The following is a 15966-nucleotide window of genomic DNA, read 5'->3' on the forward strand; positions in this document are numbered from 1 at the left end:
GATCTGTCAGACGCCTTCAACCCCTTTCTCGCGCCGTCATCCCCCGGCTTGTCCGGGGGATCCACTCCACGGCTGGGCCGGCTTTTGGCGATCAAGCACCCAGGCCGCGGCCGGGTGGATGCCCCGGCCAAGCCGGGGCATGACAGCGCTCTAAATCACTCCGGCGTTCCCTACAGCCAGACCGGCGCCCCCTCACGCCGGCCGCTTCATCCGCGCCACCGGATCGAACCCCGCGTCCGCCACCTCGTCCAGCGTCAGGACCGCCCCCGCCTCCAGCAGCTTCTTCGCGGCCATGTAGGTGCGCGCATCGTTGAGGGCGTCCACCGCGATCATGCGCCCGTCGCGGAAGTACCAGAGCGATTCGCCCCGCTCGGACTGCCGGCGCAGCACCGCGTCATAGCCCCGGTTGAGGCCGACGATCTGCAATTTCATCTCGTACTGATCGGACCAGAACCACGGCACCGGCGCATAGGAACGGGTGTGGCCGAGCATGTCGTCGGCGGCGCATTCCGCCTGGTCCACCGCATTCTGCACGCTCTCCAGCCGGGTCGGCACGCCCTGGAACGGGAAGGAAGCGCAATCGCCCGCCGCCCAGATGCCCCCCACCGAAGTGCGGCCGTGCGCGTCCACCACGATGCCGTTGTCACAGGTGAGGCCGGCCGCGCGGGCGAGTTCGTCGCGGGGCAGCACGCCGATGCCCACCAGCACCGCATCCACCTCCAGGCGCGTGCCGTCATCCAGCGTCACCGCTGCGACGGTGCCCTCCCGCGCCTCCACCTGCGCCACGCTGCGGCCTTCGAGGATGCGCACGCCGTGGCCCGCATGGAGCGCGCGGATGGCGTCGGAGGTCTCGGCGCAGGCGACGCGCTCCAGAATGCGCGGCGCCCGCTCCACCACGGTCACGGTGACGCCGGCCTTCGCCGCCACCGCCGCCGTCTCCAGCCCCACATAGCCGCCGCCGAGCACGAGCAGCCGCCGGCCGGGGCGGATCTCGCCTTCCAGCCGGTCCGCATCAGCGAGGCTGCGCAATTCGTAGACGCCTGAAAGATCGGCGAATTCCGGCGGCAGCGGGCGGGGCCGGGTGCCGGTGGCCAATGCCAGCTTCGTCCACGCCACGCTGCGCCCGCCCACCTCCAGCGTGCGCGCGGCGGGATCGAGCGCAGTGACGGGCGCCCCCGTCACCACATCGACGCCGAGGCCGCTCCAGAATTCGGCCGGGCGCAGATAGAGCCGGTCCACCGTCCATTCGCGCTTGAGATAGGCCTTGGAGAGCGGCGGGCGCTGATAGGGCGGGTGCGGCTCGTCGCCAAAGATCGTCAGCGCTCCGGAATAGCCCCCATGCCGCAGGCGCAGCGCGAGGGAGGCGGCCGCCTGCCCGGCCCCGACAATGGCGATGTGCTCCTCACCCGTCCGCACGTCTCCCATGGCGCCCCCCTTCTGGATATTTATTGACCGAACGTTCTGATTATTATACTGCCGAAATGCGGGCGGCAATCGGCTTTCCCGCGCGCCGTCGACCCCGACGTTCGGCGCGCGGCGACCGGTGAAGCCCCCTCCCCCGGCCGCACAGACGGGCACCACATGACGGGCATCACAGCACTCGCGATCCACCTGCCGCGCCTGCGCCTCCAGCGCGCCGCCATGGCCGCCGCCATGGGCTGGCTCTGCCCCCGGGGCGAGGCCCGCGGCGCCCGCACCCTGGCCTATTGGGACGAAGACCCCATCACCATGGGCGTCGCCGCCGCCCGCGCCTGCCTGGCACAGGTTCCGCAGGCGCGCACCGCCATCCGCGCCCTCACCTTCGCCACCACCACCCCGGTGTTCGCCGAGCCGCAGCAGGCCGCCCTCGCCCATGCCGCCCTCCGCCTCCCCGAGGCGACCCGGACGCAGGATACGGGAGGTACCATGAGGTGCGGATTGCTCGCGCTGCATGCGGCGCTCGAATCCACCGACCCGGCATTGCTGATCGCCGCCGATATGCCTCTCAACAACCCGGGTGGAATGGCCGAAATGCGCTATTCGGACGGGGGTGCCAGCGCCCTCGTCGGCGGCGACGTCGGGGGCGACGTCGGCGGCGGGCCGGACCTCCTCACCTATCGCGGCGGTGCCAGCCTCTCCGCCCCTTTCATCGAGCGTTACCGCGCCCCCGACCGGCCGCTGGCGACCGACTGGGAGGAGCGCTGGGTGCGGGAAGAAGGCTTCCTCGACCTCGTGCCCCGCGCCATCGCGGAAGCCCTTGCAAAGGCGCAGCTTTCCGCCGCCGACATCGACCATTTCGTGCTGCCCTGCGTCATCCCCGGCGCGGTGAAGGCGGTGGCGCAGGCGGCCGGCCTCTCCCGCTCAAAACTCGCGCAACCCCTTGATCTGGAATGCGGAGACACCGGCGCGGCCCATGCCCTCGTGATGCTGGCGCGAGTGATGGAAGACATGCACCCCGGCGAGCGGGTGCTGGTCGCACAGTTCGGCCAGGGCGCCACCGCTCTGGTGCTGGAGGCGACCGACGCCATCACCACCTTCCCGACCGCCGCCTCGGCCGCTCTGGCGGCTGGGGTCACCGAGGGCAACTATCTGAAACTCCCCATCTTTCGCGGCCTCATGCCGTGGGAGCGCGGCCTGCGCGGACGTTTCCCGGTCAACGAGGCGCTCACCACCGCCTACCGCAATTCCGAGGCCCTGCTGGGCTTCGTCGGCAGTCGCAGCCCCGAGACAGGGCAGGTGCAGTTTCCCCCCTCCCGCCTCGCCGTGGCGGAGGCTGGTTTGTTCGCGCAAACCCAGCAACCATGCCCCCTTGCGGACCTCGGCGGCACGGTCGCGACCGCCACTGCAGACCGCCTCGCCTTCTCCCGCAGCCCGCCCAATTGCTACGGCCTCATCGACATCCCCGGCGACGCCCGCCTGATGATGGACTTCACCGACCCCGAAGCGGAGCGTCTCTCGCCCGGCGATGCGGTCAATTTCGTCTTTCGCATCAAGGATTTGGACGAGCGAACCGGGTACCGTCGCTATTTCTGGAAAGCGGTCGCGGCCCCCGCGCCGTCCGCCGCAGACTGACGAGAGGGCGAGAAAATGGCCAATGGAATCAAAGACAAGGTCGCCATCCTCGCCATGGGCTGCTCCCGCTTTGGCGAGCGCTGGGATGTGGGGCAGGAAGAGCTGATGGCGGAAGCGTATCTTGAGGCGCTCAGCCATGCCGGCATCACGCCCGAACAGATTGGCGCGGCTTGGTATTCTTCCCATTATGACGATATCGGCGCCGGCAAGGCCGGCACCCCGATGGCCCAGGCTCTGCGCCTTCCGAACATCGGCGTCACCCGTGTCGAAAACTTCTGCGCCGGCGGCACGGAAGCCTTTCGCGGTGCCGTCTATGCCGTGGCGTCGGGGGCGGTGGACATTGCACTGGCGGTGGGTGTCGAGAAGCTGAAGGACACCGGCTTTGCCGGCCTGCCCCCGGCCTCGCGCGGCACCTTCGCGCCCATGTATCTGCCAACACACACGAATCCGGGAAACTTCGCCCAGCTCGCGCGGGCCTATGGAACGCGGCACAACATCTCGCCGGGTGATCTCAAGCGGGCCATGGGGCACACCTCCATGAAGAGCCACGCCAATGCGGTCAGCAACAAAAACGCCCATCTGCGCAAGGCGATAACCGTCGAGCAGGCGGTGAATGCGCCCCTCGTGGCGGACCCGCTGGGCCTGTTCGATTGCTGCCCGGTGTCGGACGGCGCCGCCTGCGCCATCGTCACCACGCCGGAAATCGCCCAAAGCCTTGGAAAGACGCCGGTTCTGGTCAAGGCGATCCAGCTCGTCGCCTCCAATGGCTGGGAGGTGCAGAGCAGCGGCTGGAACGGCTCCTATGTCCACACCGCCCGCATCGCCGCGCGCCGGGCCTATGCCGAGGCGGGCATCGCCGAACCCCGCGCCCAGCTGAGCTTCACCGAGCTGCATGACTGCTTCTCCATCACCGAGCTGGTGACGCTGGAAGACATCGGCCTCGCCGACGAAGGCACCGCCTGGAAACGTATGCTGGACGGCGCTTTCGACGCAGACGGCACCCTGCCCTGCCAGGTGGATGGCGGCCTGAAATGCTTTGGCCATCCCGTCGGCGCCTCCGGACTGCGCATGCTCTACGAATGCTGGCTGCAACTGACGGGGCAGGCCGGCGAGCGCCAGCTCGGCAATCCCAGTCTCGCCCTCACCCACAATCTGGGCGGTGCGCCGGCGCAGAACGTCTGCTCCATCACCATTGTCGGTGCCGCCTGATCCGACCGTGGCGGCCCGCTGACTGCCCCGCCGCCCGGCACGCGCCGGCGGCGGGGTTTTTTACTTCTGGGCGAGAGGCTTAGGCCTTCTGCCAGTCTGCGAATGTCTTCCCCTCGGCGGCGAGCTGGACGAGGAGCGGTGCGGGGTCGGAGCCGGTGCCGCCGGTGGCGTGGGCGGCTTCGACTTCGGTGAGGATGGTGGGGAGGCCGAGGGCGTCGGCGGCGTGCATGGGGCCGCCCTTCAGGCGGGGGAAGCCGTAGCCGTTGACGAAGGCGAGGTCGATGTCGGACGGCCGCAGCGCGATGCCCTCTGCGAGGGCCTTGGCGCCTTCGTTCGCCATCACCGCCAGAAGCCGGAGCTGGATCTGCTCTTGGGTGAAAGCGCGCGGCACGATGCCCTTGGCGGCGCGGGCTTGCGCGATGATCTGCGTGACGGCCGGGTCGGGCGTGCGGTTGCCGGCGGCATCGTAGGCATACCAGCCGCCTTGGGTCTTTCGGCCGAGCCGCCCCGCTTCCACCAATTGATCGGCGATATCCACGTAGCGCTCGTTCGCGTCCCGCGTCGCCGCCCGGCGCTTGCGCATGGCATAGGCGATGTCGAGGCCCGACATGTCGGACACCGCGAAGATGCCCATGGCGAAGCCGAAGGCCTCCAGCGCCGCATCGACCTCTTCCGGTGCCGCCCCGTCCTCCACCAGATATTCCGCGTGGCGCCGGTACACCGCATAGATGCGGTTGCCGATGAAGCCGTCGCAATTGCCCGCAACAACCGGCTGCTTGCCCATCTTCTTTGCCAGCGCGAGGGCGGTGGCCAGCACATCCGGCGCGGTATGGGCGGCTTTCACCACCTCCAGCAGCTTCATGATGTTGGCCGGGGCGAAGAAGTGCAGGCCCACCACATCCTGCGGCCGGGCGGTGGCGGCGGCGATGGCATCGAGGTCGAGATAGGAGGTGTTGGTGGCGAGCACCGCGCCCGGCTTTGCCACCGCATCGAGGCGGAGGAAGATGTCGGTCTTGACGGCCAGGTCCTCGAAGGCGGCCTCGACGATGAGGTCGGCGCTCGCCAGCGCCGCATAGTCGGAGGCCGGGGTGAGGCGGGCGAGGCGCTCGGCCTTCTGCGCCTCGGTGATGCGGCTGCTCTTCACCTGCCGGGCATAGAGGGCCTCGATGCGCGCGACGCCGGCCTGGGCGGCCTCGTCATCCCGCTCCACGAGGATCACCGGGTAACCTGCATCCAGCAGCGCCACGGCAATGCCCGCGCCCATGGTGCCGGCGCCGATGACGGCGGTCGAGGAGACCGGGCGCGCCTTCGCCCCCTCCAGCCCCGGCACCTTCACCGCCTCGCGCTCGGCGAGGAAGAGATGGCGCAGGGCTTTCGCTTCCGGGCTCTCGCGCAAGGCGAGGAACGCCGCGCGCTCGGTGGCGAGACCGGAGGCGAAATCGCCCTCCCGCGATGCCTTGATGACGCGGATGGCCTCGGCGATGGCGGGCACGCCCTTGGCCCCCTTCAGCGCCTTGGCGGCCGCGGCCTCCTCCTCGCCAATATCGCCCGCCGGCACCGGCATCTCCGAGAGCCGGCGCTTCGCGACCGTCGGCGCGCGGGCGACGGCTTCGGCGAGGAGATCGCCCTCCACCACCGCATCCATGAGGCCCAGATCCAGCGCCTCACCGGCCTTCAGCACCCGGCCCTCGCACACCAGAGCGATCGCCTGCGCGACCCCGACCAGCCGCACCAGCCGCTGGGTCCCCCCCGCGCCGGGGATGATGCCGAGCCTTGTCTCGGTGAGCCCGACCAGCGCCTTCGCCGATCCGAGCCTGAGATCGCAGGCCAGTGCGATCTCGCAGCCCCCGCCCAGCGCCGCGCCATCCAGCGCGGCGACCACGGGCTTGGTTGAGGCATCGATCGCGCCCACCACCTCGGGCAAAAACGGCTCATCCGGCGGCAGCGCCATCTCGCGCAGGTCCGCCCCGGCGATGAAGCGTCCCGGACCGCCGCTCAGGACGATGGCGGAGACGGCGGGGTCGGCATCCAGCGCGCAAATCGCATCCAGCAGACCCTGACGCACGCCGCGAGACAGCGCATTCACCGGCGCATGGTCGATGTGAATGACAGCCACAGGGCCGTGGCGGATGATCGTGACGGGGGAAGCTCCCTCATGCGCGGGCACGCCGCGCGGAGGCACGGGCCGATGGTCGGTCATGGTTCGCTCCAGAGGGGGGAGGCCAGATCAACCGCAGGGCGCGGCTGGAATTTATAGACTAATCGATCGATCTATTAATTCCAAGTCCAGGTCACGCGAGCGCTTTGGTCTCATTTACAGCTGTAGCGCCCCCCCGGATCGTTGCCCGACGATGCCAGCTCTATCGACGGGCTGCTGAGCGCGCCCGTCACGGTGAAACTGTGCCCGGCCGGCCCCTCGGGCGCGTTGAGCGGCCGGGGCGCCACGCGCAGGTCGATGCGATTGCGCACGAGGTCGACCGTCCCTCGGGCGAGCGCCTGCACATTCTCCGTATTCACGACGATGACCGGATTGGTGCGGCCGACGCCCTTGTGGAACACCAGGGGCACCTTGGCACAGCGCATCACGCTCTCGCCCTTCTGGACCGACGAGGTGAAGATGCCCGCGATAATGCCGACACCGGCGAGATCAAGCAGGCCAGTGCCGATGCGGCCGCTGCCCACGCGGCCGGTGAGCGTGCCGGCGAGGGTGGCGAGAGGATCGGCGGCATCCATCCGCGCGGTGAGATTGAAGACGATCTGCAGGGTGCCGGACACCGAGATGGCCGAGCCGCGCCCAAGCACGGAGGACAGCGGCCAGCCCTGTCCCGACCCCTTGGCGCGCATGACGGAGCGGCCCTCGCTCGCCACGACGCCGGTGATCACGCCACCCCGGTAGCCGATGCGCATCGGGTCCACCCTCAGGCTGCCGTCTTTCACCGCGAGACGCGCCTGAACGCCGGTGGCGCTGTCGCCGCCGCCCTGGAGACGCGTGGCGGTAATGCTCACGTCCGCGTCCGTGGTGCCGATCAGGTCGAGCTGGCTGCCGCCCTCCCGCTCGCGGGCGCCCACCACCCGCACGGTCTTGGGGCGCCGCTGGCCCGCCGGCCGAAGGAACGAGATGAGTTCGTCCGCATAGACCATCGGGGAGCTGATGGTGCCCTTCACCAACGAGCGTCCCCCGGGGGCGGCAAGGCTGGAGAGGGTTCCGTTGATGCGTGTGCGCCCGATGTCGGTGCGGCCCTCCATCGTCAGGGCGTCGGTGTTGCCGCTGAGGCGCCCCTCGAACCCCAGCTGCCCCCGGAAGTTGGATGCTTCCCCCAAAGCAGCTGCGAAGGCGGAATAGTTGGGCACCTTGAGGCGCGCATCCACCTGGGTGGTGGCCGCCACGCCGGGCTTGCCGAGCTCGTCCAGCACGAGAGCGAGATCGGCGGAGATCAGGTCGCTGCCGTCTATGCGGGCCGCGAAGGAATCCACCCCGAGGCCGTCCCCGGCGTCCGACAGGGACAGGCTGCCGACGATACGGCCGAGCCTGTCCTGGGCCTCAGCGGGCAACGAAAGAACGCTGGCCACGGGAATGTCGATGCTGCCCGCCAGTTCGACGCCGGCAAGGCCGAGGACGTCATCCACATTGCCCTCAAGCTGGGCGATGGGCCGATCCGGGGGGCCGGCGCGCACAGATAGGCCCCGGAAGGCCACGTGACCTTCCGGGTCACGGGCGACCGAGCGCACGCGGATGGGGCCGATCTCGCGCAGGCTCTGGTCGAACGCATTGGTGGAGATGAGCGCCTCGTCCAGCATCATGCCTTCGGCACGGCTGTGGAAGGTGCCCGTCAGGCGGGTCACGACGATCTCCCGGAGGGAGACGGCGGGCGGCGCGTCCGTCTTGAGATCGGCGACCGCCTTCAGCTCGGCGCCGGCGAGGGTTTCGAGGTCGTCGGCCTGCCCTGTGACTGAAATCCTTTGGCCCTCGGCCAAATTGAGGACGAGATCCAGATCGTGAAAGCTGGCGTGGTCCGGCTCGACCTTGAGGCGCACGGCGATTTGGCCGGTCCCGTCAATGGTCGGCGCGATCCCGGCGAGGGTGAGCACCTTGGCGAGGCTGCCGGCATCGGCATGCAGCCGCATTGAAAGGCCGTGATCGAAGCGCTTGGTCGGCGCGCGCACATCGAGACGGGCCGAGAGGCCCCGGGCGTCGGCCTCGCCGGCAGTCGCGAGCGTGATCTGCGCGCCATAGGGGCGCTCCCGCTCCTCTTTCTCCACATCGATGTCGAAGGCAAATGCGAGGGTCAACGCCTGGCCGTTCAACGCCGCGTCGGCGACGAGCACGTTGCGCCCCGTCTCGATCGCGCTCTTCAGGTTCGACACCTTCAGTTCGAACAGCCAGCCGTTCATTGGATCGGTGAAGCGCATCACCGTGTCGCGGATCGAAAGGTGGGGCAGCAACGAGAGCACGTGGATGGGAGATGCCAGCAACGATCCGGGGCGGGCCTTCAGGCCGGCGTCGAACGGCAGGTCGAAATCGCCACCCCCGACCTCGAGGCCGTAGCGCAGGCGACCGGCGAGCAGTTGCGCATAGCGCGAAATGGAGACGGTGAGGCGGTCGATGCGCGCGTTGGCGCCATCGGCACCGCGGGCCTCCACGCCGTCCATGTCCACCGACACGCGGGGCCAAAGGCTAACGGCGACGGCTCCTGTCACTCGGACCGGCTCGCCCCAAAGCTGGGTCAGCCCCTCTTCCGCCAGCGCCCGGCGCGCGCCCTCCGCCTGCGGAAGGTTGACCGCGAGCACCAGCGCGAGGATCGCGACACACGCCAGCGCCAGCAGGACCGCGACTGCCCGCAGCGCAAAGCGAACCATTTGCTCCTCCAGCTTGCCCCTGGCCGCGACGCGACCGCCTCGCGCGAGCATACCTATCGCAGCACCAGCAGGCCAATTCTGCCGCGCGCGTCCCTCAGTCCGACGCAGGCCCCGCGCGGCGCACGTTGGCGATGGTCTGGCCGATGAGGCGTTCCAGCGTCTCCGCCACGATGCGGCCCACGCGCGTCAGCGGCTTGCGCCCGTCGATGGCGATGGACACCATCTGCGGCTCGGCGCCCTTGTCGCGCACGGGCCGGAACACCAGCGTGCCGGCAATCAGCTCCGGCGCCGCGTCCAGTTCGGAGGTGAACGCAACGTAGCCCTCCTCGCGGGCGAGGATCTTCACCAGTTGCAGCGAATTGGTCTCCAGCGTCTTGCGCTCCTGCGTGAACAGCCAGCCGTGCCGTGCCTCCAGATAGCGGCGGATCATCAAGGCGCGGCTTTGCAGCACGATGGGATGGGCCACCACCTCCTGCAGGCTGATGGAGCCGCGCCGCGCCAGCGGATGGTCCGGCGCGATGACACAGCCGAACGGCAGCTCCGCCGACCACAACACATGGATGTCGCGCCGGGGCGACAGATTGAAGATCGCGGCGATGTCCGCATCCCCGGCCGTCAGGGCGGCGACGGCGGCATCCGTGCTCGCCACCTCCACGTCCAACGAGATGCGCGGATGGCGGACGTCGAGATCGGCGATGAGGGCGGGCAGGATGCCGTTGACGTGGCTGTCCATGGCCATCACCCGCACATGGCCCTGATCCACCCCCTGAAGCTGGCGCAGCTCGGCGGCGGTGCGCCGCTCGTCCGCCATCCAGCGGCGGGCGAGGGTGACGAGGGCATCCCCGGCGGGAGTGAGGCGCATGCCCTTTGCCACCCGCTCGAACAGGGGGACGCCCAGCGTCTCTTCCAGTTGCAGCACCTGCCGGTTGATGGCCGAGGCGGCGACGTTGAGATCCTTGGCGGCGCGCTGGATCGAGCCGGAGCGGGCCACCTGCTCGGCATAGCGCAGGGCGGCGGGAACGAGGGATGCCGGCACCACTGCCTCCATACGCATTTTGCGTATGGAAAAGTATCAAATCTGCGATGGACGGCAATGGCTCGCACGGCGACACTCCTGATGTTGCGGGCGATGGGGCGTCCCGATCAGACTGCACCCTTGAGGCTTCAAACATGAGCCAGTCCGCCGGACACGCGCTGACGCTGAGGGGCATTTCCCACGCGTTCGGGCAGGTGGTGGCCGCGAACGCCGTCGATCTCGACATCCGCCCCGGGGAACTCGTCTCGCTGCTTGGCCCCTCGGGCTGCGGCAAGACTACGCTGCTCAAGATCATCGCCGGCTTCCTGCGCCAGACCTCCGGCGACGTGCTGGTGGACGGTGCCTCCATCTCCCACCTGCCCACCAACCGGCGGCGCATCGGCATCGTGTTCCAGAACTACGCCCTGTTCCCGCACATGAGCGTGGCGCAGAACATCGCCTACGGCCCCATCGCCGCCGGCCGGCCCAAGGCGGAGACGGACGCGGTCGTCACCGAGATGCTGGACGTGGTGCAGATGGCCGCGTTCCGCGACCGGCTGCCGCGCGAACTCTCCGGCGGCCAGCAGCAGCGCGTGGCCCTCGCCCGCTGCCTCGCCATCCGCCCGCGCATCCTGCTGCTGGATGAGCCGTTCAGCGCCCTCGACAAGAATCTGCGCCTCGACATGCAGATCGAGATCAAGCGCCTCCAGCGCCAGTCGGGCATCACCACGGTGATGGTGACCCACGATCAGGAGGAGGCGCTCAGCATGTCCGACCGCATCGCCGTGCTCTCCCGCGGCAACCTCGAGCAGTTCGCCCCGCCGGCCGACATCTACGACCGGCCGGCCTCCCTGTTCGTCAACACTTTCGTCGGCACCACCAACCTGCTCCGGGCCACAGTGGCCGGCACGTCCGCCAACGGAACTGCCGTACGCCTCGTGGACAGCATCGTCATCGAGACCGGGCGCGAGACATCGCTGCCCGTTGGCGCCCCCGTCCTCGTCGCGGTGCGCCCCGAGGGCCTTCGCGTGAGCGCAGCAGGCGGCGTGGACGCCATCGCCGCCGAGATCACCGCCGTCATGCCCATCGGCCCCGCGCTCATCTACGAGGCGCGGCTCATGGACGGCTCGTCGGTGAAGGTGGTGCAGGAGCGCGAGGCCAATGCCCCGCTCGAAGGCGCCGTCTTCCTCGAGTTCAAGCCCAACCGCATCACCGGACTGTTCCCGGACCCGTCTGGCGACACCCACAAGAAGGGGAATTGAGCATGACGTTCGAAATGTCCCGGCGAGGGTTCCTCGCCTCCGCCGCCGCTGCCGCTGCCGGCCTCGCGCTCTCCCCGCGCGGTGCGTTCGCAGCGGACGAACTGGTGGCTGCCACCTTCGGCGGCACCTGGGCCAATGTGCAGAAGCAGATCCTCGCGCCCTATTTCGTCAAGCGCACCGGGGCGAGCGTGGTGCAGTCGCCCATGCTGGCGACCGAGCAGATCGCCAAGCTCACCGCCGCCAAGGGCAACCAGCCGCCGTTCGACGTCGCCATGCTGGACGAAGGCCCGGCGCTGGAAGCCATCGATGCCGGCCTCATCGCCAAATACGATCCGGCCAAGTCGCCGAACTTCGCGGCGCTGAACCCCAAGTTCCAGGGCACGTTCGGCCCGGCCATCACCATGCAGGCCATCGGCATCGCCTACAATCCGAAGACGGTGAAGACCCCGCCCACCTCCTGGGAGGACCTCTGGAAACCGGAATACAAGGGCCGGGTGGGCATCACCTCGCTGGCCTCCACCCTCGGCCTCGCCTTCCTGCTCGACATCAACCGGCTGGCCGGGGGAACCGAGGCGAACATGGAGCCGGGCTTCAAGAAGCTGAAGACGCTGCTGCCGAACCTCGCCGCCGTCTCCGCCAATTTCGGCGCCCACGGGGCGTTGTTCCAGCAGGGCGAGATCGACATCGGCGTGCAGAACTTCAATTTCGCCGAGGAGCTGAAGGCCAAGGGCGTGCCCATCGAGTTCGTCCGCGTCGATACCGGCACCCCGGCCTGGAAGACCACCATGCACATCGTCGCCGGCGCGCTGAAGCCGGAGCTGGCCTATGCCTATGTGGACAGCCAGATCTCGCCCGAGGTGCAGAGCGAGATGCAGAAGTCGCCGTGGAACGTGATCCCCACCTCCAGCAAGGTGCCCTACACCGGGCTGGTGGCGGAGAAGATCGCCAAGACCCCCGCCGACCTCGACAAGATGGTGTTCTTCGACTGGGCCAAGGTGAACCAGAACCGCGCCGCCTGGACCCAGCAGTTCAACCGCGACATCCGGGCGTGACCATGGCGGGCGCCCATCACTCCAAACCAAGAGACTGGGCGCTCGCGCTGCCGCTTGCGGCCTTCTTCGCGCTGTTCTTCGTCGCGCCGCTCGGCCTGCTCGTCGCCATCAGCTTCGAGACCGAGCGGCAGATGACCGGCACGCTGGGCCTTGCCCAATACGCCGCCTTCCTCACCGACGGCCTCAACCTCGCCGTGCTGCGCGACACCCTGCTGGTGGGCGCGAAGGCGACCCTTCTGTGCCTCCTGTTCGGCTATCCCCTGGCCTGGCTCTCGACACGGGTCGCGGCCCGCTGGCAGGCCGTACTGATCTTCCTTGTGGTGCTGCCCATCGTTACCAGCGTGGTGGTGCGCACCTTCGCGTGGATCGTCATCCTCGGCCGGCACGGCATCGTCAACGAGGCGATCCTCGCGCTCGGCCTCTCGGCGCAACCGCTCAAGCTTTTGTTCAGCGAGACCGGCGTGGTCATCGTGCTGGCGCAGGTGCAGATGCCGCTCATGGTGCTGCCCCTCATCACCACGCTCCAGCGCATCGATCCCAATCTGGAGAGCGCCTCGCAGGCGCTGGGCGCGGGGGCGTGGCGCACCTTCTTCAAGGTCACGCTGCCGCTCTCCCTTCCCGGCATCATCGCCGGCACCATCCTCACCTACACGGCGAGCGTGACGGCCTTCGTCACCCAGTCGCTCATCGGCGGTTCCCGGCTGCTCTTCATGCCCATGATGATCTTCCAGCAGGCCATGGATTTGCAGAACTGGCCGTTCGCCGCCGCGGTCTCGGTGATCTTCATGATTTCCGTGCTGCTCATCGTCGCCATGCTGGTGGCGCTCTCGCGCAGCCGCGCGGCCCGGCTCTACGGCTAGGAGGACGCCATGCTCCGCGACTGGCAGACACTCTCCTTCAACACCGTGTTCGGCCTCCTCTCCCTCATCTCCGTCATCGTGCTGGCGGGGCCGACGCTGGTCATCCTCATCCTCTCCTTCACCGGGGAGGAGGCGCTGCACTTCCCGCCCGCCAGCTATTCGCTGCGCTGGTATGCGGCGCTGATCGACGCCAACGAATTGCAGGCCGCCCTGTGGGTGAGCCTGAAGGTGGCGGTCATCAGCGTCACCGCCTGCGTGGTGCTGGGGGTCGCCGCCGCACTCGGCATCGCTCGCAGCGAGGGGGCGGTGGCGCGGGGGCTGGAGACGCTGTTCCTGTCGCCGCTGATCCTGCCGGCGCTGGCCTTCGGCTTCGCGGCGCTGATGCTGTTCTCGATCCTGGGGATGCGGCCCTCGACGCTGACGCTCGCCATCGGCCATATCGTGGTGTGCGTGCCCTTCGTGCTGCGCACCACGCTCGCCAGCCTCGCCCAGCTCGATCCGGCCCTGCTCGACGCCTCGCGCAGCCTCGGCGCCTCGCGCGTGCACACCTTCCGGACGGTGACGCTGCCGCTCATCAGCCCCGGCGTCGCCTCGGGCGCCTTCATCGCCTTCATGGCCTCGTTCGACAACGTGCCGGTGTCGCTGTTCCTCCAGGATGCCCGCACGCAGGTGCTGCCTATCTATCTCTGGGACATCATCCAGAACCAGCTCGACAGCCGGGCCGCCTCCGCCTGCGGCGTCATCATCATCGCCACCGTGCTGATGATGGTGCTGATGGAGCGCGTCGCCGGCTTCTCACGCTTCATGAAATGACCGGGAGAGAGACATGACCGGCCACCTCCTGAGCCTCGACGCGCTGAACGCCATGTCCGCGCCGGACTTCGCCGCCGCCCTCGGCCCAGTGTTCGAAAACGCGCCCTGGGTGGCGCAGGGCGCCGCCGCCACGCGCCCGTTCCCCACCCTCACCGCTTTGCACAAGGCGATGCTCGCCGGCATCGAGGCGCTGCCCGCTCCTGCGCTGGCGGACTTCCTCAACGGCCATCCCCGCCTCTCCCCCGAGACGCTCCGGCGCGGCACCACGGCGGAATCCACCGCCGAGCAGACCGCCCTCGGGCTCGATGCGCTCGACGCCGAGATCAGCGCCCGGCTGGACCGGCTGAACGCCGCCTATGAGGCGCGCTTCGGCTATCCCTTCATCCTCGCGGTGCGCAAGGCCTCGCTGGAGACCCTGTTCGCCACCTTCGAGCGTCGGCTCGCGGCGAGCCCCGAGGCGGAGCGCACGGAGGCGCTGGCGGAGGTCGCGGCCATCTCCTGGATGCGGCTGCTCGACCGCGTGCGCGCCGCGCCCACGGGCAGCGTCTCCACCCACGTGCTCGACACCGTGCGCGCGGCACCGGCCGGCGGGCTGGGCGTGGAGCTGTGGCGGCGGGAGAGCGATGGCGGCATGACGCGCCTCACCTCCTTCGTCACCAACGATGACGGCGCCTGCGACCACCATCTCCTCGGCAACGGCGACCTTGCCGCCGGCACCTATGAGTGGCGCTACGACACGCCCACCTATTTCGCCCGCCACGGCTATTCCACCACCGCCCGCGCCTATCTCGGCAAGGTGCGCGTGGCCTTCACCGTGTGGAATCCGGAGGAGCATTTCCACGTGCCGCTCCTTCTCTCCCCCGGCTCCTACACCACCTATCGCGGGAGCTGAGGACGATCTGGCGCGCAATGTGCTTCTGGGTGGGCAATGTCGATTTTTGTCGCATGTCCAACGACCCACCCGACAGGAGCGTATTTTGCCGGCATTGCAGGAAACCCGCACCAGCGTGACACTGGCCCCCGCCAAGCCCACCGGGCTCGCCGACCTCGGCGTGCTGCCCGCCGACGGCCTCGCGGTGAAGAAGGGGCGCGTGCATGAATTCCCGCAATTGCTGGCGGACGGCAGCATCGGCCGGCGCTTCCAGGACCTGAAGGTCATCGCCATCAGGACGGAGGAGGCGGGCGCCCCGCTGGTGAGGCTCGTCGTGCAGTTCGAGGTGTTCGGCGACAACACCGCCGCAGCTGAAGCCGGCCCCGGCTTCGAGGCGGTGCTGAAGGCGAGCGACACGCCGCTCGCCACCTTCACCTCCGGCAGCCTGTTCCTGCCCTTCGGCAATTTCTGGTACGCGAACCGCTTCGCCTTCGCGGTGCCTGTGGCGGATTTCGACGCAGCGGACACGCTGGAGTTCGTCGCCAAAGCGGAAGAGGTGCGGGCGATCTGAGCGGCCGGACTTCGCCATGAGCCTCAAGCAATGACCGACCACAGCGTCCCCTACCCCCTCGTCCGGCGCGTGTCCCACCGCCTGCTCGGCGACATGCTGCGCATGACGCTGAGCGAGGCGCTGCACTATGACCTGACGCTGGAGGAAGGGCGCACCCTGTCGCGCGCCTTCACCGCAGTCGCCCACGACTGGCGGCGCACGGATTTCCTCTATCTCAGCCCCGTGGGCATGGACGGCGACTTCTCCGCCACCGTCCATGCGGAGGGCGTCGATGTGGACACCGGTGGCGACGCACGCCACCGGCTGAGCTGGGACGACGTGCGCGAACTCGCCGAGCGGTTGGCGGTGGAATAGGGGCGCGTCTCGATGAGCCTCATCTGCCCCCGCCTTATCGCAGACGGGGAA

The 15966-nt window shown here is 68.9% G+C and carries 13 protein-coding genes; 9 read left to right on the plus strand and 4 right to left on the minus strand.

Annotation, left to right across the window (positions count from 1 at the left end; translation table 11 throughout):
• Positions 1–192: 192 nt before the first annotated feature.
• A complete protein-coding gene (locus V5F63_RS20800) occupies positions 193–1425 on the minus strand; it encodes an NAD(P)/FAD-dependent oxidoreductase (RefSeq protein ID WP_394102672.1) in 1233 nt (410 codons plus the stop codon).
• Between the two features lie 156 nt (positions 1426–1581).
• On the opposite strand from V5F63_RS20800, the gene V5F63_RS20805 reads away from it, so the two are divergent.
• Entirely contained in the window at positions 1582–3051 is a 1470-nt protein-coding gene (locus tag V5F63_RS20805) for a 3-oxoacyl-[acyl-carrier-protein] synthase III C-terminal domain-containing protein (RefSeq protein ID WP_394102671.1), read from the plus strand.
• 15 nt (positions 3052–3066) lie between these two features.
• On the plus strand, positions 3067–4260 hold the full coding sequence (locus tag V5F63_RS20810) for an acetyl-CoA acetyltransferase (protein WP_394027616.1): 1194 nt from the start codon (positions 3067–3069) through the stop codon (positions 4258–4260).
• A 79-nt stretch (positions 4261–4339) separates the two neighbouring features.
• On the opposite strand, the gene V5F63_RS20815 is transcribed toward V5F63_RS20810, so the two are convergent.
• The 3 genes from V5F63_RS20815 to V5F63_RS20825 all read right to left on the minus strand — a co-directional run bounded on the left by V5F63_RS20815 (position 4340) and on the right by V5F63_RS20825 (position 10153).
• Entirely contained in the window at positions 4340–6460 is a 2121-nt protein-coding gene (locus V5F63_RS20815) for a 3-hydroxyacyl-CoA dehydrogenase NAD-binding domain-containing protein (RefSeq protein ID WP_509210809.1), read from the minus strand.
• A 110-nt stretch (positions 6461–6570) separates the two neighbouring features.
• Complete coding sequence (locus V5F63_RS20820) at positions 6571–9117, minus strand: AsmA family protein (protein WP_394103125.1); 2547 nt, start codon at positions 9115–9117, stop codon at positions 6571–6573.
• A gap of 94 nt (positions 9118–9211) precedes the next feature.
• Positions 9212–10153, minus strand: a complete 942-nt coding sequence (locus tag V5F63_RS20825) for a LysR family transcriptional regulator (protein WP_209485302.1) — start codon at positions 10151–10153, stop codon at positions 9212–9214.
• Positions 10154–10287: 134 nt separating this feature from the next.
• Here V5F63_RS20825 and V5F63_RS20830 point away from each other — a divergent pair, with 134 nt between their 5' ends.
• The 7 genes from V5F63_RS20830 to V5F63_RS20860 all read left to right on the plus strand — a co-directional run bounded on the left by V5F63_RS20830 (position 10288) and on the right by V5F63_RS20860 (position 15915).
• Positions 10288–11394 carry an ABC transporter ATP-binding protein gene (locus tag V5F63_RS20830; protein ID WP_394103126.1) on the plus strand — a complete coding sequence of 369 codons (1107 nt, stop codon included), beginning with the start codon at positions 10288–10290 and terminating at the stop codon, positions 11392–11394.
• Positions 11395–11396: 2 nt separating this feature from the next.
• On the plus strand, positions 11397–12446 hold the full coding sequence (locus V5F63_RS20835) for an ABC transporter substrate-binding protein (RefSeq protein WP_394103127.1): 1050 nt from the start codon (positions 11397–11399) through the stop codon (positions 12444–12446).
• 2 nt (positions 12447–12448) lie between these two features.
• Positions 12449–13306 (plus strand): ABC transporter permease, encoded by an 858-nt coding sequence (locus V5F63_RS20840; RefSeq protein ID WP_394103146.1) that lies wholly within the window; start codon positions 12449–12451, stop codon positions 13304–13306.
• A 9-nt stretch (positions 13307–13315) separates the two neighbouring features.
• The gene (locus V5F63_RS20845; protein ID WP_209485310.1) at positions 13316–14119 is read left to right on the plus strand and encodes an ABC transporter permease; all 804 of its coding nucleotides are present in this window, start codon (positions 13316–13318) and stop codon (positions 14117–14119) included.
• A gap of 13 nt (positions 14120–14132) precedes the next feature.
• The gene (gene uraD / locus V5F63_RS20850; protein WP_394103128.1) at positions 14133–15011 is read left to right on the plus strand and encodes a 2-oxo-4-hydroxy-4-carboxy-5-ureidoimidazoline decarboxylase; all 879 of its coding nucleotides are present in this window, start codon (positions 14133–14135) and stop codon (positions 15009–15011) included.
• A 115-nt stretch (positions 15012–15126) separates the two neighbouring features.
• Complete coding sequence (locus V5F63_RS20855) at positions 15127–15561, plus strand: RNA-dependent RNA polymerase family protein (RefSeq protein WP_348634259.1); 435 nt, start codon at positions 15127–15129, stop codon at positions 15559–15561.
• Positions 15562–15591: 30 nt separating this feature from the next.
• Positions 15592–15915 carry a hypothetical protein gene (locus V5F63_RS20860; RefSeq protein WP_394103129.1) on the plus strand — a complete coding sequence of 108 codons (324 nt, stop codon included), beginning with the start codon at positions 15592–15594 and terminating at the stop codon, positions 15913–15915.
• The last annotated feature ends 51 nt before the right edge of the window (positions 15916–15966 follow it).

This window comes from Xanthobacter wiegelii (genome assembly GCF_043193855.2).
In the GTDB taxonomy this organism is placed as follows: domain Bacteria; phylum Pseudomonadota; class Alphaproteobacteria; order Rhizobiales; family Xanthobacteraceae; genus Xanthobacter; species Xanthobacter flavus_A.